Origin of the sequence: Rhodococcus sp. 1163, from assembly GCF_002091985.1 — a bacterium.
In the GTDB taxonomy this organism is placed as follows: Bacteria; Actinomycetota; Actinomycetes; order Mycobacteriales; family Mycobacteriaceae; genus Rhodococcoides.
This window is the reverse complement of record NZ_MKKX01000020.1, coordinates 143,901-168,555: the sequence shown is the minus strand read 5'-3', so window position 1 is coordinate 168,555 and position 24,655 is coordinate 143,901. Positions and strand designations below refer to the sequence as shown.

21 protein-coding genes are annotated in these 24,655 nt (G+C 62.4%); 19 read left to right on the top strand and 2 right to left on the bottom strand.

Annotated elements, in window-relative coordinates:
• The first annotated feature begins 56 nt into the window (after positions 1-56).
• The 15 genes from ftsW to BJD99_RS09645 all read left to right on the top strand — a co-directional run bounded on the left by ftsW (position 57) and on the right by BJD99_RS09645 (position 16,561).
• Entirely contained in the window at positions 57-1,481 is a 1,425-nt protein-coding gene (gene ftsW, locus BJD99_RS09715) for a putative lipid II flippase FtsW (protein ID WP_084346769.1), read from the top strand.
• Positions 1,478-2,647 carry an undecaprenyldiphospho-muramoylpentapeptide beta-N-acetylglucosaminyltransferase gene (gene murG / locus BJD99_RS09710; protein ID WP_256895577.1) on the top strand — a complete coding sequence of 390 codons (1,170 nt, stop codon included), beginning with the start codon at positions 1,478-1,480 and terminating at the stop codon, positions 2,645-2,647. Before ftsW ends, murG begins: the two co-directional genes overlap by 4 nt.
• A 17-nt stretch (positions 2,648-2,664) precedes the next feature.
• The gene (gene murC, locus BJD99_RS09705; protein ID WP_084346766.1) at positions 2,665-4,149 is read left to right on the top strand and encodes a UDP-N-acetylmuramate--L-alanine ligase; all 1,485 of its coding nucleotides are present in this window, start codon (positions 2,665-2,667) and stop codon (positions 4,147-4,149) included.
• A complete protein-coding gene (locus BJD99_RS09700; protein WP_256895575.1) occupies positions 4,146-5,018 on the top strand; it encodes a cell division protein FtsQ/DivIB in 873 nt (290 codons plus the stop codon). The genes murC and BJD99_RS09700 overlap by 4 nt, the downstream gene beginning before the upstream one ends.
• A gap of 194 nt (positions 5,019-5,212) precedes the next feature.
• The gene (gene ftsZ, locus BJD99_RS09695) at positions 5,213-6,445 is read left to right on the top strand and encodes a cell division protein FtsZ (protein ID WP_084346765.1); all 1,233 of its coding nucleotides are present in this window, start codon (positions 5,213-5,215) and stop codon (positions 6,443-6,445) included.
• Positions 6,446-6,491: 46 nt separating this feature from the next.
• Positions 6,492-7,211, top strand: a complete 720-nt coding sequence (gene pgeF / locus BJD99_RS09690) for a peptidoglycan editing factor PgeF (protein WP_179142282.1) — start codon at positions 6,492-6,494, stop codon at positions 7,209-7,211.
• A gap of 8 nt (positions 7,212-7,219) precedes the next feature.
• The gene (locus tag BJD99_RS09685; RefSeq protein WP_143542102.1) at positions 7,220-7,987 is read left to right on the top strand and encodes a YggS family pyridoxal phosphate-dependent enzyme; all 768 of its coding nucleotides are present in this window, start codon (positions 7,220-7,222) and stop codon (positions 7,985-7,987) included.
• An 85-nt stretch (positions 7,988-8,072) separates the two neighbouring features.
• A complete protein-coding gene (locus BJD99_RS09680) occupies positions 8,073-8,744 on the top strand; it encodes a cell division protein SepF (RefSeq protein WP_084346611.1) in 672 nt (223 codons plus the stop codon).
• 101 nt (positions 8,745-8,845) lie between these two features.
• Positions 8,846-9,133, top strand: a complete 288-nt coding sequence (locus tag BJD99_RS09675) for a YggT family protein (RefSeq protein WP_084346610.1) — start codon at positions 8,846-8,848, stop codon at positions 9,131-9,133.
• Between the two features lie 160 nt (positions 9,134-9,293).
• Entirely contained in the window at positions 9,294-10,175 is an 882-nt protein-coding gene (locus BJD99_RS09670) for a DivIVA domain-containing protein (RefSeq protein ID WP_084346609.1), read from the top strand.
• Positions 10,176-10,259: 84 nt separating this feature from the next.
• Positions 10,260-10,448: a hypothetical protein gene (locus BJD99_RS09665; RefSeq protein WP_084346608.1), complete on the top strand. Its 189-nt coding sequence runs from the start codon at positions 10,260-10,262 to the stop codon at positions 10,446-10,448.
• A gap of 282 nt (positions 10,449-10,730) precedes the next feature.
• Positions 10,731-13,865, top strand: a complete 3,135-nt coding sequence (gene ileS / locus BJD99_RS09660) for an isoleucine--tRNA ligase (RefSeq protein ID WP_084346762.1) — start codon at positions 10,731-10,733, stop codon at positions 13,863-13,865.
• On the top strand, positions 13,862-14,509 hold the full coding sequence (locus BJD99_RS09655; protein WP_084346607.1) for a peptide deformylase: 648 nt from the start codon (positions 13,862-13,864) through the stop codon (positions 14,507-14,509). Before ileS ends, BJD99_RS09655 begins: the two co-directional genes overlap by 4 nt.
• A 58-nt stretch (positions 14,510-14,567) precedes the next feature.
• Positions 14,568-15,905, top strand: a complete 1,338-nt coding sequence (locus BJD99_RS09650) for a DNA polymerase IV (protein WP_084346606.1) — start codon at positions 14,568-14,570, stop codon at positions 15,903-15,905.
• Positions 15,906-16,048: 143 nt separating this feature from the next.
• On the top strand, positions 16,049-16,561 hold the full coding sequence (locus tag BJD99_RS09645) for a hypothetical protein (protein WP_084346761.1): 513 nt from the start codon (positions 16,049-16,051) through the stop codon (positions 16,559-16,561).
• Positions 16,562-16,669: 108 nt separating this feature from the next.
• Here the strand turns inward: BJD99_RS09645 and BJD99_RS09640 are convergent, their stop codons facing one another.
• Together BJD99_RS09640 and BJD99_RS09635 are read right to left on the bottom strand one after the other, a co-directional pair.
• Positions 16,670-17,419, bottom strand: coding sequence for a hypothetical protein (locus tag BJD99_RS09640; protein WP_256895574.1), 750 nt, complete (start codon positions 17,417-17,419; stop codon positions 16,670-16,672).
• Complete coding sequence (locus tag BJD99_RS09635) at positions 17,416-18,273, bottom strand: hypothetical protein (protein ID WP_084346760.1); 858 nt, start codon at positions 18,271-18,273, stop codon at positions 17,416-17,418. Before BJD99_RS09635 ends, BJD99_RS09640 begins: the two co-directional genes overlap by 4 nt.
• Positions 18,274-18,417: 144 nt before the next feature.
• Between BJD99_RS09635 and lspA the strand changes: the two genes are divergently transcribed.
• The 4 genes from lspA (at position 18,418) to dnaE (ending at position 24,412) form a co-directional block, all read left to right on the top strand.
• Complete coding sequence (gene lspA, locus BJD99_RS09630; RefSeq protein ID WP_084346759.1) at positions 18,418-19,077, top strand: signal peptidase II; 660 nt, start codon at positions 18,418-18,420, stop codon at positions 19,075-19,077.
• Positions 19,074-20,000 carry an RluA family pseudouridine synthase gene (locus tag BJD99_RS09625; protein ID WP_084346604.1) on the top strand — a complete coding sequence of 309 codons (927 nt, stop codon included), beginning with the start codon at positions 19,074-19,076 and terminating at the stop codon, positions 19,998-20,000. Before lspA ends, BJD99_RS09625 begins: the two co-directional genes overlap by 4 nt.
• Positions 19,997-20,662, top strand: coding sequence for a hypothetical protein (locus tag BJD99_RS09620; RefSeq protein ID WP_084346603.1), 666 nt, complete (start codon positions 19,997-19,999; stop codon positions 20,660-20,662). The genes BJD99_RS09625 and BJD99_RS09620 overlap by 4 nt, the downstream gene beginning before the upstream one ends.
• Before the next feature lie 213 nt (positions 20,663-20,875).
• A complete protein-coding gene (gene dnaE, locus BJD99_RS09615) occupies positions 20,876-24,412 on the top strand; it encodes a DNA polymerase III subunit alpha (protein ID WP_084346758.1) in 3,537 nt (1,178 codons plus the stop codon).
• Positions 24,413-24,655: the final 243 nt, after the last annotated feature.

Genomic DNA, 24,655 nt, shown 5'->3' with positions numbered 1-24,655 from the left:
CTCGACCCGTCGCTGGTCCAGCCACCAGCGGACCACGCACCAGAATCGGCTTGTGGATGCGCCGACCGCTTGCGTCGTTCCATCTGATCGTCACCATTGCGGCACTCCTGACCATCCTCGGGCTGGTCATGGTGCTGTCCTCTTCGGCCGCCGAGGCCTATGCGACGGACGGCTCCGCCTACTCACTCTTCACCCAGCAACTGATCGGCGTCGCCCTCGGTGTCGTAGCGTTCTACATCGCGCTGCGCATGTCGGTTCGGATGCTTCGAAAGCTGTCGTTCCCGCTGTTCTGCATCTCGGTGGTCATGCTGATGCTCGTCTTGATTCCGGGTGTGGGGTCGGAAGGCGCAGACGGCGCACGTCGATGGTTCAACATCGCTGGGATCTCGTTCCAGCCCTCCGAACTCGCCAAAGTCACGCTCGTCTTGTGGGGCGCACATCTTCTGGCCTCGCGGCGTAGCGAGCACGCCAGCTTGAAGTCGCTCCTTATCCCGTTGGTACCTGCATCGTTGCTGATGTGCGCGCTGGTAGTGCTGCAGCCGAACTTGAGTACGGCCATCGCCATCGGCATCATCCTCGTCTCGCTTCTGTGGTTCGCCGGGCTCAATGCTCGCTTGTTCGGAATTCTGGTCGTCGGCGGAATCGGCGCCGCAACCGTATTGGCATTCACCGCGGGGTATCGCTCGAACCGGATCAAGGGTTGGCTCAACCCGGGGGACGATCCGCAGGGTCTGGGATATCAGTCCAAGCAAGCGAGATACTCGTTGGCCGACGGCGGACCCTTCGGCGTCGGACTCGGTCAGAGCCGTGCCAAGTGGAGCTACCTTCCCAACGCGCACAACGACTTCATCTTCGCGATCATCGGCGAGGAACTCGGCTTCATCGGGTGCCTGGCAGTGTTGGGTCTTTTCGCCCTGTTCGTGTACACCGGCCTCCGCATTGCCATGCGATCCGTCGACCCGTTCCTTCGTCTGTTGGCCGCCGGTTCGACGACCTGGATCTTCGCCCAGGCAATGATCAATATCTGCTATGTCGTCGGGCTGCTTCCGGTGACGGGTCTGCAGTTGCCGCTGGTGTCCTACGGTGGATCATCGACCGCGATCACGCTCCTCATGTTCGGCATCATCGCCAATGCCGCGAGACACGAACCCGAAGCGATCGCGGCATTGCACGCCGGCAGGGACAGCAGGCTCGATCGAGTACTCCGGCTCCCGATGCCCGCGTCGTTCTCGCCTCTGCGCGCAGCCGCAGCTCGATCCAAATCGACCAGGCCTGCCCTCGATCAGGAGGCCCGCCGCCGGCTTGCGGCACGTGCGGAGAGCGGGCGTTCGGCCGCACGTGAACACGCACAGGTGGGCGGTGCATCGAATCGAGCACGTCGTGGGGCCCCAGGTGAGCAACGGTCCGATCCTCGCCGTCGAGTGCCGAGGCAACCCGGCGCGCGACGCAACCACCCCGATGGGCAAGGATATCGACGGTGAATGCACGAAGTCGACCGCCGGTCACCAGAGCACTGTCCGTCGTCGTAGCGGGCGGAGGGACTGCAGGACACATCGAGCCTGCCCTTGCCGTCGCCGACGCACTACGCGCTATCGATCCCGAAATTCGGATTACCGCGCTCGGAACCGAACGCGGCCTCGAGACCAGGCTCGTGCCGGCGCGCGGGTATCCACTTGCATTGGTTCCTCCCGTTCCCCTGCCGCGCAAACCGACACTCGATCTGCTGCGATTGCCGGTAAAACTCGTTCGATCGGTGCATAGGACCAAGAAAGTGTTCTCCGAGACCGAAGCGGACGTACTCGTGGGATTCGGCGGATACGTCGCTCTCCCCGCATACATCGCCGCGCGTTTCGCTCGTGACAGTCGACGCATACCGATCGTTCTGCACGAGGCCAACGCCAGTGCAGGGATTGCCAACAAGGTCGGCGCCCGTCTGGCGACTCGGGTGCTGGCGGCCGTGCCGGGCTCCGGCGTATCCGCTCGCGGTGCGCAGGATGCAGAGATAGTTGGAATACCCGTCCGACCTACGATCACCGGGCTGGACAGAGCTTCTCGACGTGACGAGGCGCGAGCCTATTTCGGGTTGCCTGCGGACGGCCCCGTGCTGCTGGTGTTCGGCGGATCACAAGGTGCACGCTCGCTGAACGACGCAGTGTCCGGCGCCGCAGCCGAACTCGCCGCCGCGGGGGTCTCGGTCCTGCACGCACACGGCCCGAAGAACACCGTCGATGTCGAGTCGATCGAAGGCGCAACGACTGCGTACATTGCTGTTCCGTACCTCAACCGCATGGATTTGGCCTATGCGGCCGCAGATCTGGCGATGTGCCGCTCCGGTGCCATGACCGTCGCCGAGGTGTCTGCGACAGGGCTGCCCGCCGTGTATGTACCGTTGCCGCACGGCAACGGTGAGCAAGACTTGAACGCTCGGCCCGTCGTCGATGCGGGGGGCGGGATACTGGTGCAGGACGCGCAGATCGACGCGGCGTACGTCGGTAGCACGATCGTCGACTTGATCACCGATACCGAGCGCATCGCTGCTATGTCCATCGCAGCGGGGAGTGCGGGTCACCGCGACGCTGCAGCTACGGTTGCGGAGATCGTGGTAGACGTCGCCTCGGTTCGACCAAACGAAGCGTCACTGTCGTGACGGGTGAAAGGATGGACATGTCCGAGCTTCCAGCCGAGCTCGCGAGAGTGCACATGGTCGGCATCGGCGGTGCCGGTATGTCGGGCATTGCACGTATTCTGCTGGCTCGTGGTGGCCAGGTCTCCGGGTCGGATGCCAAGGAGAGCCGCGGTGTTCTTGCGCTTCGGGCACGTGGTGCCCAAGTCCGAGTAGGGCACGACAGTTCCGCTTTGGACATGCTGCCGGGTGGACCCACCGTCGTCGTCACGACGCTCGCCGCGATTCCGAAAGACAATCCCGAACTCGTCGCTGCCGAGGAACGCGGTATTCCGATCGTGCTGCGCCCTGCCGTGTTGTCCTCGTTGATGGACGGGTATCGCGCGCTGCTGGTGTCCGGAACCCATGGAAAGACCTCTACGACGTCGATGCTCGTGGTTGCGTTGCAGCACTGCGGATTCGACCCCTCGTTCGCCGTCGGTGGTGAGCTCAACGAGGCGGGCACCAACGCGCACCACGGCAGCGGCGACGTGTTCGTAGCGGAAGCCGATGAGAGCGACGGGTCCCTGCTGCAGTACAGCCCGAACGTCGTGATCGTCACCAATATCGAGGCCGATCATCTCGACTACTTCGGCACGACCGAGGCCTACGTGCAGGTATTCGACGATTTCGCGGCCTTGCTCGAGCCTGGCGGAGTGTTGGTTGCCTGCATGGACGACCCGGGGTCCGCCGCCCTCGCTCAGAGAATCCACGCACGCGCACTGCCAGGGGTTCGGGTGCTCGGTTATGGTTCGGCGAACGTCGCTACAGGCGAGGTCGAGATGGCGGTCCGTCTTCTGAATTGGGAACCCGAGGATGTCGGGGGTGTGGCCCAATTGTTGGTCGAGGGTGAGGAGAAGCCGCGGACGTTGCGCCTGGGGGTTCCCGGACGTCACACAGCGCTCAATGCTCTTGCCGCGTTCAGCGCAGGGCGTCAGGTCGGGGCCGGGGTCGACGAACTACTGGCCGGTCTCGCCGGTTTCGGTGGCGTTCATCGCCGGTTCCAGCTCCGTGGGCGCGAACACGGTGTTCGCGTTTTCGACGACTATGCGCACCACCCGACGGAGGTCCGTGCGGTGCTGACTGCGGCACAGCAACTCGTCGCTGGAGTCGCGGGTCCAGACGAGCGTGGACGGGTGATCGTGGTCTTCCAACCGCACCTGTATTCGCGGACGGAAACTTTCGCTTCGGAGTTCGGTACGGCGTTGAGCCTTGCCGACGAGGTGGTCGTACTCGATGTGTACGGCGCGCGCGAAGAACCGCTCCCCGGGGTTACGGGTGCACTGGTGGCAGCGGCGGTGACCGTCCCGGTCAACTATCAACCGGATTTGTCTTTGGTGGCCAAGCAGGTTGCCGCGCTGACCGCCCCCGGAGATGTGGTCATCACCATGGGCGCGGGCGATGTCACGATGTTGGCCGGACCCATTCTCGATGCGTTGCGGTCGAAGACCGACTTCAGGATCGGGCAAGGTCGGGCATCGGAGTGACCGATCGGCCCGAGCGGGGGAGTCGACGCCGTGCCGCCAGGCCTGATCGCACGTCCAAGGCAAGACCGAAATCCGTGGCGACACCGAAGAATGGCGAATCCACCGGAAGGTCGACGGGCGGTGCGAATTCCGCGGCCGCATCGCACGAGGCGAAGGATCGCGAGCGCAGGCGCGAGGCTCGAGAAGCGGAACGTCTGCGTGTCTCGCGGTCGCGTCGCAAACTCGGACTGATCGCAGCGGCGGTGGTGGCTGTGATCGTGGCGGGATTTGCCCTGGTGTATCTCACCCCAGTGTTGTCCGTCCGCAAGATCGAGGTCACCGGAAACGTGACGGTGTCCGAGGAAGAAATTGTCGCCGACCTCGACATCCTGCTGGGGGAGAAGCTCGTTCGGGTCGATGTTGGATCAGCTGCACAGCGAGTCGCGGCTATCCCGGCAATGGCGTCGGTACGTGTTCAGCGGATGTATCCGTCGACCGTGCGGGTGACGGTGACGGAACGAGTGCCCGTGGCATTCGTGGACGAGCCGGACGGAACTCACTTGCTCGACAAGGACGGCGTCGACTTTGCCGTCGGTACGCCACTGCCAGGAGTCGTGCGCTTGGTGACCGATACGCCCGGTCCAGGGGATGCAGCTACGACAAGCGGACTGGCCGTACTGGATTCGATGCCTGACGCTCTTCGTGGTCAAGTCGGCGAGGTTCGCGCGACCTCGATATCGGAGGTGTCGCTGTCGTTGCTCGACGGGAGGACACTCGTATGGGGGAGTAGCGATAATTCGGAGCGCAAATCTGCTGTGGCGCTTACATTGTTGTCTCAGCCTGGACAGGTTCTGGATGTATCGAGCCCAGATCTACCCACCATCAAGTAGCTGTTCGGGTGACCGACAGGTACGGTCTGAAGCAAAATCTTTTCGCGGTGCCCGGCGCGCCTAATGGCAGAAGGTTGCACCGATCAATAGCGTTCATCAAGTCGAGTACTTGACATAACTCTAAGCCTATGGTTCAGGTTGAGACTTTTCCCGTACCTGACAGTCCAGACAACAACCACGGAAGGCGAGAGCCCATGACGCCCCCGCACAACTACCTCGCCGTAATCAAGGTCGTCGGCATCGGCGGCGGCGGCGTTAACGCGGTCAACCGAATGATCGAACAGGGACTCAAGGGAGTCGAGTTCATCGCGGTCAACACCGATGCTCAAGCACTTCTCATGAGCGACGCCGACGTCAAACTCGATGTAGGTCGCGAGCTGACTCGCGGACTCGGTGCCGGAGCGGACCCCGAAGTTGGTCGCCGCGCGGCAGATGATCACAAAGACGAGATCGAAGAGGTCCTCAAGGGGGCCGACATGGTTTTCGTCACCGCAGGTGAAGGCGGTGGCACCGGTACCGGTGGCGCGCCCGTCGTCGCCAATATCGCCCGCAAACTCGGCGCTCTGACTGTCGGAGTCGTCACACGACCGTTCTCGTTCGAGGGCAAGCGTCGCGGCGGCCAGGCCGACACCGGAATTCAGCAGCTTCGCGAATCCTGCGACACACTGATAGTGATCCCCAACGATCGGCTACTGCAGTTGGGAGATGCGGCCGTCAGTTTGATGGATGCATTCCGAAGTGCGGACGAGGTACTGCTCAACGGCGTCCAGGGAATCACCGATCTCATCACGACTCCAGGGTTGATCAATGTCGACTTCGCAGATGTGAAGGGTGTCATGTCCGGCGCCGGTAGTGCCCTGATGGGAATCGGATCTTCACGCGGTGAGGGTCGGGCCATCAAGGCGGCGGAATCTGCCATCAATTCGCCGTTGCTCGAAGCGTCGATGGAAGGCGCCCGAGGCGTACTGCTGTCGATCGCCGGCGGGTCCGACCTGGGTCTGTTCGAGATCAACGAGGCTGCTTCTCTGGTGCAGGAAGCCGCTCACATCGACGCCAACATCATCTTCGGTACAGTCATCGACGACTCGCTCGGTGACGAGGTGCGGGTCACCGTGATCGCCGCCGGTTTCGACGGTGGTACCCCCACGCGTCGACCTGTGGAAGCTGCGCCCGGAAATACGCGCGGATCCGTCGGTTCGGCCCGATCCGGCGAAGTGTCCTCGTCGAGGCCATCGGATTCGACCAGTTCGGCGGGAGTTTTTCGTGATTCCGCAGGTGCTCCGAGTGGAAGTAGTCTTCCGCCGCTACCGAATTCGGAGTCACGCAGTGCGCCGTCGAACGGTGTGCCCGGAACTGGGCGACGTGTATCGGTGTCCGAAGAAGAGGGCGAAGACGAGGTCGACGTACCGTCGTTCATGCGTCGCTGATCCGAACACTCATAGAGGGATTGCACCTACCGAGAGGAATGTCGCGCTGAACGGCAAAGTCCGCAGGGTTACCACCACCAGAGCGGGTGGGGTGTCGGCGCCGCCGTTCGACACTTTCAATCTCGGCGACCATGTGGGTGATGCTCCGGAGGCGGTCGCGGCAAACCGCGAACGACTGGGTCGGGAACTGGGCCTGGGCGTCGACCGCTTGGTGTGGATGGAACAGGTGCATGGTCGCACCGTCACGGTGGTGGACGGTCCGGTCTCCGAGACCGTACCGGTCACCGACGCAATCGTGACGACCGTTCCCAATCTCGGCCTGGTGGTACTGACTGCAGATTGTGTTCCGCTTCTGCTGTCCGACGACGAGGCAGGTGTGATCGCCGCAGTCCATGCAGGGCGGGTGGGTGCCCGAATCGGCATCGTGCCCAAGGTGCTGGAGGCGATGGTTTCGCTAGGAGCAGACCTCGGACGTGTCGGTGCTTTTCTGGGTCCGGCAGCAAGTGGCCGCCAGTACGAAGTGCCTGCGCATATGCGGGCCGACGTCGAGAGGCATCTACCCGGTAGTGCAACCACGACGGTTCGTAAGACGCCGGGTCTCGATATCCGTGCGGGCATTCGTAGGCAACTCGAGGCTTCCGGTGTATCGGCGGTGGTGGTAGATCCTCGGTGCACCATCGAGGACAGAACCCTGTTCAGTCATCGGCGGGAAGCACCGACCGGCAGGTTCGCCAGCGTGATCTGGATGGACACCGAGCCTGCTTGACTGGTGCCATGACTATCGCAAGTGACAGAGCCGTAGAGATAGAGAACGCACTGCTGTCGGTGCGAGATCGGCTGCGTGCGGCGTGTATCTCCGCCGGCCGCGCCGAAAAGGACGTGACGCTGCTTCCGGTCACCAAGTTCTTCCCCTCGAGTGACGTCGAAATTCTCTATCGACTGGGTTGCCGTGAGTTCGGTGAGTCGCGGGAGCAGGAAGCAACGGTCAAGGCACACGAGACGGCCGAGCACTTTGCCGACTCTCCCGCGAAATGGCACATGATCGGGCATTTGCAGAGGAACAAGGCGAAGTCGGTTGCGAAGTGGGCCTATTCGATCCACTCGGTAGACAGCGCGCGGTTGGTTCAGGCGCTTCAGAACGCAGTGCATCGTGCGCTGGGCGAGGGCGAGCGGACAACCCCTTTGCAGGTGCTGATTCAAGTGAGTCTCGATGGCGATGTTCATCGGGCCGGCATCGAACGCGAACAACTGGACGAACTGGTCGACCTCGTCGCATCGGCAGAGAATCTCTCACTTGCGGGTTTGATGGCGGTCCCGCCGATCGAAGCCGACCCCGATAGTTCGTTCGCCGCTCTTGCCGAACTGCACCAGCGTGTTCTGGTCGATCATCCGGAGGCGGTCGAACTGTCTGCGGGCATGACCGGCGACCTGGAAGCAGCTGTGCGACACGGATCGACGTGCGTGCGTGTCGGTACCGCAATACTCGGTTCGCGGCCGATAACCTCGCCTGTAGAGACCACGGTTCACATCAGTCACAACTGACCCAATGTGAACCTGGAGACGACACGCTGAACACCCGCCCGGGAGTGAAGCCCGAATGGCCAGTTTTGAAGGAAGGCAAGGATCGATGAGCACCCTGCACAAGTTCAAGGCGTACTTCGGCATGGTTCCACTCGCGGACTATGAAGACGACTACCTCGACGAACCCGATACTCATCGGGTTTCGCGGGGGCGCGACACGTACGCCGAACTCGACGAGCGCGGCGACCGTGAATTCGGCGGCCCCAGCTTTACTTCTCGACGGCCCGCGCATGCCAATCTGGACGACGCCGAAGACTACGACGACTTCGAGGCGCCTCGGTCGGCTCCTACTCTGGCACCCATCGGGGGCAGAAGTTCGCGCGGTTCAACCGGCGGAGGTGCTCGGCCGACGGCGACGCGTGGAAACCTCGCCGTCGATACCAGGATGGATGTACGGGCGGAAACTCGTCGAAGCCCGATCGTCGACGACGGAGGCCCCTTGTCCAAGATCACCACGTTGCAACCACGCGACTACAGCGAGGCGCGCACCATCGGTGAGCGCTTTCGTGACGGGACCCCCGTCATCATGGATCTCGTCGAGATGAGCAATGCCGACGCGAAGCGGTTGGTGGACTTTGCCGCGGGACTGGCGTTCGCACTGCGTGGCTCCTTCGACAAGGTCGCGACTAAGGTGTTTCTCCTCTCGCCCGCTGATGTCGACGTCTCGCCTCAGGAGCGTCGTCGGATCGCCGAAACCGGCTTCTACAGTCAGCAATGACTCGGACGAGTTGTGCGATAAGTCCGCGGCTCGATCGGGCGTCGGGGGTCTCTGACCTGGTCGCTTTGATCGAGCCGCTTTTTTCGGGCACAGTATGAGACGTGGCCTTGTTTGCGGTTCTCTATTTCGTACTTTTCATGTTCTGGCTGCTTCTCATCGGCCGCATCATCGTCGAATTCATCAGAACGTTCGCCCGCGACTGGCGTCCCACAGGAATTGTGGTGATATTGCTGGAAGCGATTTTCACGGTGACCGACCCGCCGGTCAAGCTGCTTCGCAGACTGATACCGCCGGTGAATCTCGGCGGAGTTCGACTCGACTTGTCGATCATGGTGTTGCTCTTCGGGGTGTTCATCCTGATGACTGTCGTGAGAGGGCTGGGATCGTAGGGTTCGATACTTTGGTACAAGACTTCGGGGACGCGAGCGACCAGCGCGACCGATGTGACAGAATGGACGCCAGTTACAGTTTGATTGTTCCGGACCGTATGGAATGGGATATAACTGAATGCTTGCTCTACCGCCTCAAGACGCGTGAAGGGATCCTTCCATGCCGCTGACTCCAGCTGATGTGCACAATGTCGCGTTCAGTAAGCCGCCGATCGGAAAGCGCGGCTACAACGAAGACGAGGTAGATGCATTCCTCGATCTCGTCGAGCAAGAGCTGTCGCGACTGATCGAAGAAAATGCTGATCTGCGCCAGCGAGTGGGCGAGCTCGATCAGGAGCTGTCCGACTCCAAGAGTTCGGCGCGACAGCCCGGCTCCGGCCAATCCGGCTCCGGCCAATCTGCACCCGTTCAGCAAAAGGTGCCAGAGCCGCAGCGACCTCCGGAGCCGCAACGCCCGGTCGAGCCTCCCAAGCCTGCACCTGTGGTGGCCCCAGCTCCGGCTCCCGTTGCCGCGTCGCAAAGCGCTGATTCCAACATGCAGGCGGCCAAGATCCTGGGCCTTGCTCAGGAAATGGCAGATCGTCTGACGAGCGATGCGAAAACCGAGTCGGAGCAGTTGCTGGGCAACGCGCGGACCAACGCCGAGCGCCTGGTCACCGATGCGCGTACGCGCTCGGAGGCAATGGTTACCGATGCTCGTCAGAAATCCGAGTCGCTATTGTCGGATGCGCAGACAAGGTCGGAGACCCAGCTCAGGCAGGCGAAGGAGAAGGCCGACGCACTTCAGGCCGATGCCGAACGCAAGCACACCGAGATCATGGCGACGATCAACGAGCAGCGATCTGTTCTGGAAGGTCGCATCGAGCAGCTCAAGACGTTCGAGCGCGAGTACCGGGTCCGTCTCAAGTCGTACCTGGAATCGCAGCTCGAAGAGTTGGAGAATCGCTCCTCGGCCCTGCCTGTGGACAATGGCAAGGACGGCTTCAACCAAGAGGGACAGTCCTCCGGGTACAGCCAGTCGTACGCCAAGGGCAACAACTAGAGGTTGTTTGCTTCACGCATGGCGCGCGACGGCTCGCTCCGGACCTGACGGTCGCTTGCCGGCGCATCCGGAACGAGGTGTGGTGTGCTTGTACTGACGCTGTGTGCGGCGGCAGTGGGGTTTGCCTTGCTGGTCATCGCTTTGATGACCGGCTCGGTGATCTGGGCTTGGGGCTGTATCGCAGTATGTGTAGTTGGTGCGGTTCTATTGCTGACGGGCGCGTTGGCCGGTAGGAAATCTCCTCCCGATCATCTCTCCCCGCCGAAGCATTAGTTCCTGAGCATCATCGGGTCTGGAAGTTCGATCGAAAGAAGTCAGGCGTTGATCCGGCGATCACCGGGGAGTCTTCGGAAGAACGGTGAGCCTTTACGGCCTGCTCAGTAGAACCGAACGGGTGGGCCCGTTACAGCCAGCGTGAGTGGCATCGGATCGTCCTGTGCGGGCGAATCCGATGCAAACGGGGTGGTACCGCGGTACCGACGTAAAGACACGTCGGACATCGTCCCCGTGCCGACTACGTTCCGCTCACACGAGCGGATGGCACGAGGAGTCATCATGACCGACGATCACACATCGACACGCGATTCCTACCCGCTCGTCGACATCTACGGCACGAAAGCCGGCAGCGTATCGTTCCCCGATCTCGAGAAGAAGGTCCTCGACGCCTGGGCGGCGGATGGAACCTTCCGCGCCAGCGTGGACAATCGTGAAGGCGCCGAAGAATTCGTCTTCTACGACGGCCCTCCGTTCGCCAACGGACTGCCGCACTACGGCCATCTTCTGACCGGATACGTCAAGGATCTCGTACCGCGCTTCCAGACGATGCGGGGCATGAAGGTCGAGCGACGATTCGGCTGGGACTGTCATGGGTTGCCGGCCGAACTCGAAGCCGAGAAGCAACTCGGGATCAAGGACAAGTCCGAGATCGACGAGATGGGTCTGGCGAAGTTCAACGCTTACTGCAAGCAGTCGGTCCTGCAGTACACCGACGAATGGCGCGACTACGTGACCCGTCAGGCACGCTGGGTCGACTTCGACAACGACTACAAGACCCTCGACCTCGACTTCATGGAGTCGGTCATGTGGGCATTCAAGACACTCCACGACAAGGGGCTCATCTACCAGGGCTTCCGAGTTCTTCCGTACTCCTGGTACGAGCAGACGCCGTTGTCGAACCAGGAGACCCGTCTCGACGACGCATACAAGATGCGTCAAGATCCGGCCGTCACCGTGCGAATGGCGCTCTCCGCGCCGGGTTCGCCACTCGACGGCGCCGATGCTTTGATCTGGACGACGACGCCGTGGACCATCCCGTCGAATCTCGCGATGGCGGTGCGTCCGGACATCGACTACGTGCAGGTCGAGGACGGAGAAGGCGGACGCGTCGTACTCGCACGTGATCGAGTGGCTCATTACGCTCGGGAGCTGGGGGAGAACCCGACGGTGTTGTCCGAGCACACCGGTGCCGATCTTGTCGGGCTGAAGTACACGCCCCCGTTCGACTTCTTCATCGGACATCCCAACTCGCATCGTGTGCTGTCCGCCGACTACGTGACTACCGATTCCGGTACCGGAATCGTGCACTTGGCGCCCGCATTCGGTGAAGAGGACATGGACGTGGCGACGGCCAACGGTATCGAGGTGGTGCAACCGCTCGATCCGGGTGGAAAGTTCACCTCGATGGTGCCGCCGTACGAGGGCTTGATGGTGTTCGATGCGAACCCCGTCATCATCAAGGATCTGAAGGCCTCGGGACGGTTGCTGCGTCACGAGACGATCGAGCACTCCTACCCACATAGCTGGCGGAGTGGTCAGCCGCTCATCTACATGGCGGTTCCGTCGTGGTTCGTTGCGGTGACCAAGTTCCGCGATCGCATGGTCGAGTTGAACCAGGAGATCACGTGGGTCCCCGAACATATCAAGGACGGGCAGTTCGGTAAGTGGCTCGCGGGTGCGCGTGACTGGAACATCAGCCGAAACCGCTACTGGGGCAGTCCGATTCCGGTGTGGACCTCGGATGATCCGGCGTATCCGAGACTCGACGTCTATGGCAGCCTCGATGATCTCGAGCGTGATTTCGGTGTGCGACCGACCGATCTTCATCGTCCCTACATCGACGATCTGACGCGGCCGAATCCCGATGACCCGACCGGCAAGTCGACCATGCGTCGTGTTCCGGAGGTATTGGACTGCTGGTTCGAGTCCGGTTCGATGCCGTATGCGCAGGTGCACTTTCCGTTCGAGAACGAGGAGTGGTTCGCCACTCACAACCCCGGCGATTTCATCGTCGAGTACAACGGTCAGACGCGTGGATGGTTTTACACGCTGCATGTCCTGGCGACGGCTCTGTTCGATAGGCCGGCCTTCAAAACCGTTGCAGCACACGGGATCGTCCTCGGAGACGACGGCTTGAAGATGAGCAAGTCCAAGGGGAACTATCCGGATGTGAAGGAAGTGTTCGACAGGGACGGCTCCGATGCCATGCGGTGGTTCCTGATGTCTTCTCCGATCCTTCGAGGCGGAAATCTCGTGGTGACCGAGCAGGGCATCCGCGAGGGTGTTCGTCAGGCCTTGCTGCCGATCTGGAACGCGTGGAGCTTCTTGCAGTTGTACGCGGACAAGCCGGGCGTGTGGCGTACCGATTCGCCGCATGTTCTCGATCGGTACGTGCTTGCGAAGCTGGCTGCGACTCGCGATGCGATCACCGATGCGTTGGAGGGAAACGACATCGCAGGTGCGTGCGACGAGCTTCGCGTGTTCTGTGATGCACTGACCAATTGGTATGTGCGACGCTCGCGTTCGAGGTTCTGGAGTGAGAACGTCGATGCGATCGACACACTCCACACAGTGCTGGAAGTTCTGACGCGGATCGCGGCACCGCTTCTGCCGTTGATCAGTGAAGTCGTGTGGCGTGGTCTTACCGGCGGGCGTTCGGTGCACCTGATGGACTGGCCTGACGCGGGTGAGCTGCCTTCCGATCCCGAACTCGTCGATTCCATGGATGAGGTTCGAACCATCTGTTCCACTGTGCTCGGTCTACGTAAGGCGCAGAATCTTCGAGTGCGCCTGCCGCTGCCCGAGGTCACCGTCGCTGCCGAGAACGCGGAGCGGTTGCGTCCGTACGCCGACATCATCGCGGACGAGGTCAATGTCAAGAAGGTGGATCTGACCGACGACGTTGCAGTGCACGGCAAGTTCGAACTTGTCGTCAACGCTCGTGCGGCAGGTCCCCGCATCGGTAAGGACGTTCAGAAGGTCATCAAGGCCGTCAAGGCCGGTGAATGGTCCGAGGACGCGAACGGTGTTGTCAGCGCTGCGGGCATCGAGCTGCTGCCCTCCGAGTACGCTCGCAAATTGGTTGCTGCCGAGCCGGATTCGACGGCTGCGTTGCCCGGAAACGCCGGCCTCGTCGTGCTCGACTCGAGTGTCACAGCCGAACTCGAAGCCGAGGGTTGGGCGAAGGATCGTATCCGCGAATTCCAGGATGCACGCCGTAACCTCGGGCTGGAGGTGTCCGATCGGATCGATATCGTCGTCGAGGTACCGGCTGATCGACGCGACTGGCTCGACACTCACCGGGAACTCATCAAGGGTGAGGTCCTTGCACTTACCTTGGTGGATGGGGATCCGGGCCCGGACGCGATCGAGCTGGGCGAGGGCGTGCGCGCATTGGTCAGCCGGGCGCGATGACGGCAGCCGCATCGATGGAAGATGCTGTCCGCGAGATTCTCTCCTCGGCTCGCGGTGGCGTCGTGAAGATCGTGGTCGTCGGCGAACCGGTGCTTCGGGCGCCGGCCGCGCCATTGGTCGATCAACTCGAGATTCGGACACTCGAGCGGCTCGTCGAGGTCATGCGGGCGACGATGCACGATGCGCCGGGCGTGGGATTGGCTGCTCCGCAGATCGGTATTCCACTGCGGATAGCGGTGATCGAGGACATGTACGAGGTGGACCCGGAGATGGCGGAGGCGCGCGAGCGCACGCCGGTGCCGTTTCAGGTTCTCGTCAATCCCACGTACACCGCGATCGGGGATGCTCGACGCTCGTTCTTCGAGGGGTGTCTGTCGGTGCCCGGGTATCAAGCAGTCGTTTCGCGTCCTGCGGCCGTTCGGCTCGAATGTGTCGATTCGAACGGCAAGGAGATCGACGAGATCTTTCGCGGGTGGCCGGCACGGATCGTGGCGCATGAGACCGATCACCTCGACGGCACGGTCTATATCGACAAGGCTGTCACCAGATCCCTGGCCGCGAACGAGGTCTACGGCGAACTGTGGCGCGATCGGTCACCACAGCGGGCGGCAGCGGCGTTGGGCTTCGAGCTCAGCCAAGAGTGAGAGACCGGCCGGGGGAGACAACGGTGGAGTGTCGTGATCCACGCGAGGTTTCTCGCTCATGACGGATTCTCGCAGCGCGCGGTGGGTCCTGCATCTCGACATGGACGCGTTCTTTGCATCCGTCGAGCAGCTGACCCGTCCCACGTTGCGGGGGAGGCCGGTACTGGTGGGTGGGGCCGGTGGACGCGGGGTCGTTGCCGGATGCAGCTATGAGGCACGAGTTTTCGGCGCTCGTTCGGCCATGCCCATGCATCAGGCACGACGGCTTGTCGGGGGAGGTGCCGTCGTGTTGCCGCCCCGAGGTTCCTTGTATCAGGCGCTCAGTCGCCGAGTGTTCGACGCTCTACGTACTCCGATGCCGATCTTGGAACAGTTGTCGATGGACGAGGCGTTCGGGGAGCCGTCCGAGCTTGCGGGTGCGACGTCGGCAGAGGTACTCGACTTCTGCGAGTCACTGAGGACTCTGGTGCGGGCGGAAACCGGCTTGGTGGCGTCGATCGGCGCGGGTACCGGAAAGCAGATTGCGAAAATTGCATCCGGTCTCGCCAAGCCGGATGGTGTCAAGGTCGTCACTCCGCACGAGCAGACGGAGTTGATGGCGGCATTGCCCGTGCGCAAGCTGTGGGGGATAGGTCCGGTGGCGGAGGAGAAGCTTCGCAGGCTCGGGATCGACACGATCGGCACCTTCGTCTCCACTTCGGAATCGGAGGTTGCCTCGATTCTCGGGGCGACGGTCGGACCGAGCCTGCACAGACTTGCACGGGGAATCGACGATCGCGCGGTAGCCGAGCGAGCCGAAGCGAAGCAGGTCAGCGCCGAAACGACGTTCGCACATGATCTGGTGACGCTGGCCCAACTGCGCGCCGCAGTGGAATCGAGTGGCGACGCCGCCCATCGTAGGTTGTGCAAGGACGGCCGAGGCGCTCGAACTGTCGTCTTGAAATTACGTAAAGCAGACATGAGTATCCTCACGCGCTCGGTGACCCTTCCGTACGCAACCGTCGACAAACAAACGATCGTTGCCGCGGCCCAGCGACTGGTGCTCGACCCGGTGGAACTGGGCCCGATTCGCTTGGTAGGAGTGGGTTTGGCCGGGTTGTCGACCGTCCAACAGGGCTCGCTGTTTCCTGAGCTGGACTACCACGCAGACGATGTGCTCGACGATCCGGCGACCACCGCGGACCCAACGCCTGTCGCGACGGAACCGAGCCCGAGGTGGCACCCCGGGATGGATGTAAGGCATCCTGAGTACGGACACGGGTGGATACAGGGGGCAGGCCATTCCGTGGTGACGGTTCGTTTCGAGACCCGATCTTCCGGACCGGGTAGGGCTCGTACTTTTGCGGAGGGGGACGAGATGCTCCTCGTGGCAGACGCGCTCGACAGTCTCCAGTGATGCAAGTTCCTACCGGTCGGTACCCGAATCTGGCCGTGCGAGATTTCGGATGGCATAGTGGGGCACCCGAGACGAACTATGACAAGTTGAACCCGCAGTGATCGACAGTGATCGCTGGCGATCAGAGTGAAAAGGACAAGCACTTGAAGCTTCGTAACACCAGCAAGGCCATGGTTGCAGGCATCGCGATCGCCGCAGCGTTCACGATGACCGCGTGCGGATCGGACGATGAAGGCAAAACCCCAACCACCACCACCACTTCTGCGGCATCTTCCGCTTCGGCCGCGCCCGACGCGAGCGGCGACTACCCGCCGGTTCCGTCGGCGGAAGAGCTGAACACCGAGCTGCTTCGCGGGCTCGATCCAGCGGTGCCGGTGGAGGAGAAGGCTCAGCTCATCCAGGGTGCCGAGGCCGATCCCGATCTCATCAACCAGGTCGCGGCCGCAGCCGTGGCGAACGGTGCTGATATTCAGATCACGAGCGTCGACGACTTGGGCGACGGCACACTCAATGCAGGCGCAACGCTGACGATCAACGGTCAGGCCAACCCCGGCAACTTCACCTTCGTCGCCGAAGACGGAAAGTGGAAGCTGTCCAAGGACAACGCGTGTGGCCTCGTACAGCTCGCGCAGCTGACTTCGCCCGCGTGCGCTTGATCTCGTAGCACTCGATCGGATCAATGCCGGTGTCGTCCCTTTTGGGACGGCACCGGCATTTGCGTGTCCGGGGTGAGGTGCGCGAAGAAGTAGCGGACACGCGTCGTTCTATACGCCTCGGTCGGCGCCTCTGATGCGATCCACCGCCGTCGTGGCCAGCTCGGTCATCAGCGCTGAATCGAACGCTTCCTGGTCGGTCCCGACAAGTTGCACGACCGTCGAATCGACCACAGCAACTACGACGTCCGATATCAGTGTGTAACCGCCACTGTCGATGGTCAGGCGCACCGAGACCGACGCGTCGCCGACCGTTTTTTGCTCGCGACCTTCGAGTCGGTAGTCGATGCGCACCCCATCCGCATCGGTGCCGGAGTATTCGGTGCACTGAGCGAAAGTGTTTTGAAGCGCAGTGAAGGCCTCAGCTGCCCCGCGGCCGGGGTAGCTCGCCGCGTCCTCGTCCAGCGAAGAAAAGTTCGGACCCGAGTAACGCACGTCGGCTCCAGCAGACGCACCGGGCACCTGTCGCTCGATCGGTGCGAGGACGTCGCCGCAGGCTTGCGGATCGGTGCCCGATCGGTCCGGTGCGTCGTACTCGGGAGCCGGATCCATGCCGAGATCACGGACCGGGTCGGGAATCGGCGCAAATCCGTCGGGCAGTAGATCCATGGTGAGCATCGCGGACTGTAACGTCGCCGAATCGGTGATCGGTGATCCCAACAAGAGATCGGGTGCGGCGACAGCCGGGCCGAGTGCGACCTTCGGTGCGTCATCGGACGGGGCATCGGACCCACCGCAGGCGGCGGCAGACAATGCCGTCGCGACGGCCAGAGCAGTGAGCACCAGTGGACGCGACATCATGGCGTGGTCCATCGAACGGTGTCGCTGATGTCCTGACGCAGCACGGTCGATCCTTCGGGGTCGCTGTACTGCTGTTTGCCACCGACCGTGACCTCACCCGACAACGGAAGTGGTTTCCCGGCGTCGACTTCGAGGGTTCCCGTTCCGGTCATGGTGTAGGAATCGATGGCGAGCGAACCGGCGTCGTCGGGCAGTTCCAGCGTGGTCGACTCGGGTGTCTGGTCTATCCGCAGGTCGATGGTCAAGCGGTCGCCGTCCCGTGATCTCAGCGTTGCGGTCGTCACCTGGTTGAGCGTCACTCCGCTGATGACCTGTTGTTCCACGGTCCACACGGCGCCGACGCCGATCTCGGCGTCCGGATACGAGACCGACCTGTACACGGCCTGGTTCAGCGCCTGTTCGATGGCCGCACGTGCTGAATCCTGTGTCTCGTCCGACGGAGTGATCGTCAGCGCGGTGATCGCCCCGGTATCGGTCATGGTCAAAGAGGCGGCCGAACCTTCCGCGGGCGCCAACGCGTCGGTGAGTCGTTGGTCTGCTGACGTCGCCTTGCCGACGCGAAGGTTCACCGTGTCGGAGGAGTCCATGTCCGTCGCGGTCAACGGCAGAGTGAGCTCGGGGGTGGAGAAGTCCTGCACTGCCTGATCGTCGATCTGCTGAGTCACTGCCGAACGGGTGGACAGCTGAACCGTCTGATCGCCGCTGCGCACAGCGGTCACGGTCGATCGTGGTTCCGCGCCCGGGTCCAACAGAGTTGTCGTCACCGGGGTGACGGGTAGCGAGACGCCGGAGGTAGGGGACGGGCTCGTCGCGGTCACCGACGTGTCCTCGCCCGAGGATGTGCATGCCGTCATGAGAGTGGCGATTGCGGCGACGGCGGCAAGTCCGCGTAGACGTCGTACGGAGGTTTTCGAAGTCGAGATCACGGCACCCAGATTACGGACACGGCGCCCGCGAGAGTGGTCGCCGCCGATCCGGATGTGTGGTGCGAGGTCTCGATGCGACATGATGGGGGTGTGAGTGAAGACCGCCCGACCGATCCGACCAGCCCCGACAGTACTGCCGACAAGCCCGACGCTGCGCAGACCGGCGCGCATATCCCTGCGGAATCCCCGAAGTCGGACGGCGTGCCCGACAAGCCGCTGCGTACCCGGATGCTGGTCGTGATCGCGTTCGTCGTCCTCGCTTTCGACCTTGCGACCAAGATCGCCGTCGTCCATTGGATTTCGCCGGGCAGACCGGTCGAGATTTTCGGCGACGTCGTCACCCTGCGTCTGGTGCGTAACCCCGGCGCCGCGTTCTCCATGGCAACCGGGATGACCTGGTTGCTCACCATCGTGGCGGTGTGCGTCGTGATCGGCGTGATTCGGATCGGACGGACGTTGCGTTCGCCCTGGTGGGCACTCGGTCTCGGACTCGTTCTCGGTGGCGCGCTCGGAAACCTCATCGATCGGTTCTTTCGTTCCCCAGGGCCGTTGCAAGGTCACGTGGTCGATTTCGTGTCGGTGGGGTGGTGGCCAGTATTCAACGTCGCCGACTCCTCGATCGTGTGCGGCGCAATTCTGCTGGTCGCGTTGAGCCTGTTCGGGCTCGAACCGAACGGCCGACGTACCGAGTCGAAGAAGAACGACACAGCGACGACGGCAGTGGAAAAATGAGGGAATCACGTTCGATGCCGGTTCCCGACGGGCTCGACGGCATGCGTGTCGACGCAGGCGTCTCTCGGCTGCTCGGCTTCTCCAGGACCGTGGTGGCCACGCTCGCGGAAGAGGGCTCGGTAGTTGTCGACGGTGTCAAAGTCGGTAAATCCGACCGCCTGTCGGCAGGCACATGGCTCGAGGTCGAATTGCCTGAGCCCGCCCGTGAGTTGACGGTCGTGGCGCAGCCGGTCCCGGGAATGGCCATTCTCTACGCCGACGACGATATCGTCGCGGTGGACAAGCCGGTGGGAGTGGCTGCGCATGCGAGCGTCGGCTGGACCGGCCCCACCGTGATCGGTGGACTGGCTGCTGCCGGGTATCGAATCTCGACGTCCGGGTCGCACGAGCGTCAGGGCATCGTGCATCGTCTCGACGTCGGTACCTCGGGTGTGATGATGGTCGCCACCTCGGAGCGCGCGTACACAGTACTCAAGCGCGCGTTCAAGGAGCGGACCATCTCCAAGCGGTATCACGCTCTGGTGCAGGGACATCCGGACCCGAGCAGCGGGACGATCGATGCCCCGATCGGGCGCCACGGCAGCAACGATTGGAAGTTCGCTGTACGTGCCGACGGCAAAGCCAGTGTGACGCACTACGACACGATCGAGGCTTTTCAGGCTGCGAGCTTGTTGGACGTGCACCTAGAGACCGGTCGCACGCATCAGATTCGGGTGCACTTCTCGGCGCTCCGGCATCCTTGCTGTGGCGACCTGACTTACGGGGCGGACCCTAAACTCGCAGCACGGCTCGGTCTGGAGCGTCAGTGGCTGCATGCCAAGTCGTTGGGATTCACCCACCCATCCGACGGCCGATGGGTCGAGATCGAAAGCGAGTATCCCGCCGATCTTCAGCACGCGCTGGAGGTATTGCGCAAGGCATGAGACGGTTCGGCGGGGCACTCGAGGCGGGCGTGTTGGTGGCAGTCGTGGTCGGACTGCTCTGGTTGGTCGGGGCGATGAATCCGCTTCCGCGCCCCGGGGTGAACACCGATCGACTCGGGCCGGACAACGGTGAGATGGTGTCGGATTACCTCGACATGGCGAGGGGGACCCTTCGCGGAGTCGATGACGGCAATCCGCGTTGGGCTCTCGTTTCTTTCGATACGCCACTTTCCCCGCAGCGGCTGGTTGCAGTCGCCGACGGTGAGCGGATTGCACGGGTGCTTCTGCGAGTACCGATGGACCGCGTGCAAAGCCAGGTGATCGACATCGGTGTCGCGGGGAGCGAGCAATCCGTGCTGGGGGCCGAAAGCGTCGCCGCGTCGAGACTCGGAATGAGCGCCGGGCAGTGGGACCGCCAATCTCAAATCGACGCCGCATCGGCCGCGCGGCTCGGCTCCGGTTGTGACTGTGTCGTCGGCGCGGTACTACGTGCCACTCCGTCGGCGTTGCTTGCCATCGAGAACACCGAGGGAGTGCGAGCGGTCGAAGCGTTACCCGCGGACGCGATTGCCGGTCGCTTCGCGGTACGAGTGTTGCTTCCCGAATTCGTTTCCGTCGTGGGCCCCCTTCCCGACGACGGGCCCGTGCCCCCGCCGCGATGACGGCGACTTCCGTCGCTTTCGTCACACCTGTCTCGAGAGCTGCAGGACACGGTCATCGTTCCCGCAGGACACACCGACAGCATGGAAAATCTGTCGGTTCGAACGCTTAGAGTGGGTGGGCTTCGGTATAGATCCTTCCCGCTGGCGCGATTGGCACTGCCCGAGACTTTCGACCGAGATTCACACACAGTTCGACCTTCAGGAGACATGTTCGTGGCTGACTCGTTCGTTCATCTGCATAACCACACCGAGTACTCGATGCTCGACGGGGCCGCGAAGATCGCGCCGATGTTCGCCGAGGCCGGACGCTTGGGGATGACCGCGGTCGGGATGACCGACCACGGCAACATGTACGGCGCGAGCGAGTTCTACAACGAGGCCAAGAAGGCCGGCATCAAGCCGATCATCGGCATCGAGGCGTATGTCGCGCCCGAGTCCAGATTCAACAAGAAGCGCGTGCTCTGGGGCGACCGGAGTCAGAAGTCCGACGACGTGTCCGGCAGTGGCGCGTACACGCACATGACGATGGTCGCCGAGAACGCCACCGGTCTGCGCAACTTGTTCAAGTTGTCCTCGCTGGCATCCATCGAGGGCCAGTTGGGCAAGTGGGCACGAATGGACGAAGAGCTCATCGCCACACATGCGGAAGGCATCATTGCCACCACCGGGTGCCCGTCCGGTGAGGTGCAGACGCGACTTCGGCTCGGTCAGGACCGCGAGGCGATGGAGGCTGCCGCCAAGTGGCAGGAAATCTGGGGCCCGGAGAATTTCTTCGTAGAGTTGATGGACCACGGGTTGTCGATCGAGCGTCGAGTCCGCGAGGGGCTGCTCGAGATCAGCAAGAAGCTGTCGATCCCGCCACTCGCCACGAACGACTGCCATTACGTCACGAAAGACGCAGCGGTCAATCACGAGGCGCTGCTGTGCATTCAGACGGGCAAGACTCTCAGCGATCCCACCCGCTTCAAGTTCGACGGCGACGGTTACTACCTCAAGTCGGCAGCAGAGATGCGCGAACTATGGGACGACCAGGTTCCTGGCGCCTGCGACAGCACGCTTGTCATCGCCGAGCGCGTCCAGCCCTACGACGACGTGTGGGCGCACCGTGACCGGATGCCGATCTTCCCTGTTCCCGAAGGACACACCCAGGGAACGTGGCTTCGGCACGAGGTCATGACCGGGCTGGACCGCCGATTCCCCGACGGCCCGACGGAGGAATACCTCGCCCGGGCCGAATACGAGATCGGCGTCATCCTCGAAATGGGGTTCCCGGCGTACTTCCTCGTCGTCGGAGACCTCATCAACCATGCAAAGGCCGTCGGCATCCGGGTCGGGCCCGGCCGTGGCTCGGCTGCAGGCTCGCTCGTGGCGTACTCGATGGGGATCACCAATATCGATCCACTACCGCACGGACTGTTGTTCGAGCGGTTCCTGAACCCCGAGCGCGTGTCGATGCCCGATATCGATATCGACTTCGATGATCGCCGGCGTGGTGAGATGGTCCGCTATGCAACCGAGAAGTGGGGCAGCGACCGCGTCGCTCAGGTCATCACCTTCGGAACCATCAAGACGAAGGCCGCGATCAAGGATGCCGCCCGCGTTCAGTTCGGGCAGCCGGGGTTCGGTATCGCCGATCAGATCACCAAGGCGCTTCCGCCTCCCATCATGGCCAAGGACATCTCGGTTGCCGGGATCACCGATCCGGCGCACGAGCGGTACAAGGAAGCCACCGAAGTCCGTGCGCTCATCGATTCCAATCCCGATGTCGCGACGATCTACAAAACGGCCAAAGGTCTCGAAGGGCTGATCCGTAACGCCGGCGTGCACGCCTGCGCGGTGATCATGTCCTCCGAGCCGCTCACCGACGCGATCCCGGTCTGGAAGCGTGCGCAGGACGGCGCAATCATCACCGGCTGGGACTACCCGTCGTGTGAGGCGATCGGCCTGCTCAAGATGGACTTCCTCGGGCTGCGAAACCTCACCGTCATCGGTGATGCGATCGAGAACATCAAGGCCAACCGAGGTATCGACATCGATCTCGATGCGTTGCCGCTCGATGATCCGGCGACGTTCGAATTGCTTTCGCGCGGTGACACTCTCGGCGTGTTCCAGCTCGACGGCAGTGCAATGCGAGATCTGCTCCGACGCATGCAGCCCACCGGATTCGAGGACATCGTCGCAGTTCTCGCGTTGTACCGCCCGGGCCCGATGGGGATGAACTCGCACAACGATTACGCAGATCGTAAGAATGCTCGACAAGAGGTCAAGCCCATTCACGCCGAACTCGAAGAACCCCTCAAGGTGATTCTCGGCGAGACCTACGGACTGGTCGTGTACCAGGAGCAGATCATGCAGTTGGCGCAGAAGGTGGCCGGCTACTCGCTCGGCCAGGCCGACCTGCTGCGTCGGGCGATGGGTAAGAAGAAGCTTTCGGAGCTGGAGAAGGCGTATGCCGGGTTCCGGCAGGGCATGCTGGACAACGGGTTTTCCGAGGCAGCTATCAAGGCGCTGTGGGATACGGTTCTGCCGTTCGCCGGTTACGCGTTCAACAAGTCGCACTCCGCCGGTTACGGTCTGGTGTCCTACTGGACGGCGTATCTGAAGGCGAACTACCCGGCCGAGTACATGGCAGGGCTTCTCACCAGTGTCGGTGACGACAAGGACAAGGCAGCGCTGTATCTGGCCGACTGCCGCAAGCTCGGTATCACCGTGTTGCCGCCGGACGTCAACGAATCCGAACTCAACTTCGCCTCCGTCGGCACGGACATTCGTTTCGGTCTCGGCGCAGTGCGCAACGTCGGCACCAACGTTGTGGCTTCCATTCTTCGTGCGAGGTCGGAGAAGTCGAAGTACACCGATTTCTCCGACTATCTCCAGAAGATCGATGCGGTTGCATGTAGCAAGAAGGTCACCGAGTCGCTCATCAAGGCGGGCGCCTTCGATTCACTGGACCACCCTCGAAAAGGGTTGATGCTCATTCACGCCGACGCTATCGATGCGGTGATGGGCACCAAGAAGGCCGAGGCGATCGGGCAGTTCGATCTCTTCGGCGGCGAGGACGCCGACGAGTCGATCTCGGCGGTGTTCAACGTGCGTGTTCCGGACGAGGAGTGGGATTCGAAGCATCGACTGGCACTCGAACGAGAAATGCTCGGTCTGTATGTGTCCGGTCACCCGCTGTTGGGTGTCGAGCACATGTTGAATGCGCAGTCGGACACCAACATTCCGGCGATTCTCGAAGGCGACGTCAAGGACGGCACCCAGGTCACCATCGGCGGAATTCTCGCCTCGGTCAACCGGCGCGTCAACAAGAACGGCCTTACCTGGGCATCGGCGCAATTGGAAGATCTCGTCGGCGGCATCGAGGTGCTGTTCTTCCCGCAGGCGTATTCGGTCTTCGGCGCAGACGTGACCGAAGATTCCGTGGTACTGGTCAAGGGTCGAGTATCGGTGCGTGACGATCGAATTTCACTGATCGCCAACGATCTCGCGGTACCGGACCTCTCGGCTTTCGGAGTTGCAAAGCCATTGGCCGTCAGCCTGCCGACCCGTCAGTGCACGGCCGACAAAGTCGGTGCACTGAAGAAGATATTGATGTCTCACCCGGGTACTTCGGATGTGCATCTGCGTCTGGTGAGCGGAGACAAGGTGACCGCAATGAAGCTCGACGACAGTCTGCGGGTTACCCCGACGTCGGCGTTGATGGGTGATTTGAAGGCACTGTTCGGTCCTGGGTGCTTGGCAGGCTGACCGCTTCCGCGAGCCTCAGGGACCACCAGGCGAGGACCGTCACGCATGCGCTGCCGAGCACTGCTACCTGAAGGGAAGTAGTCAGTGCTAGTGCACCGAGGAACACCAGAGCGCCTACGGCGAGAGCTTCGAGCTTGTACACCGGCCACGGTGTGCCGGCGATATCCACAGTGCGCAGGCGCGTACGCGTACCGGCTGTCGTCTCGGCGAAGTGGGTCATCTCGTTGCTCCAATCGGAGGTAG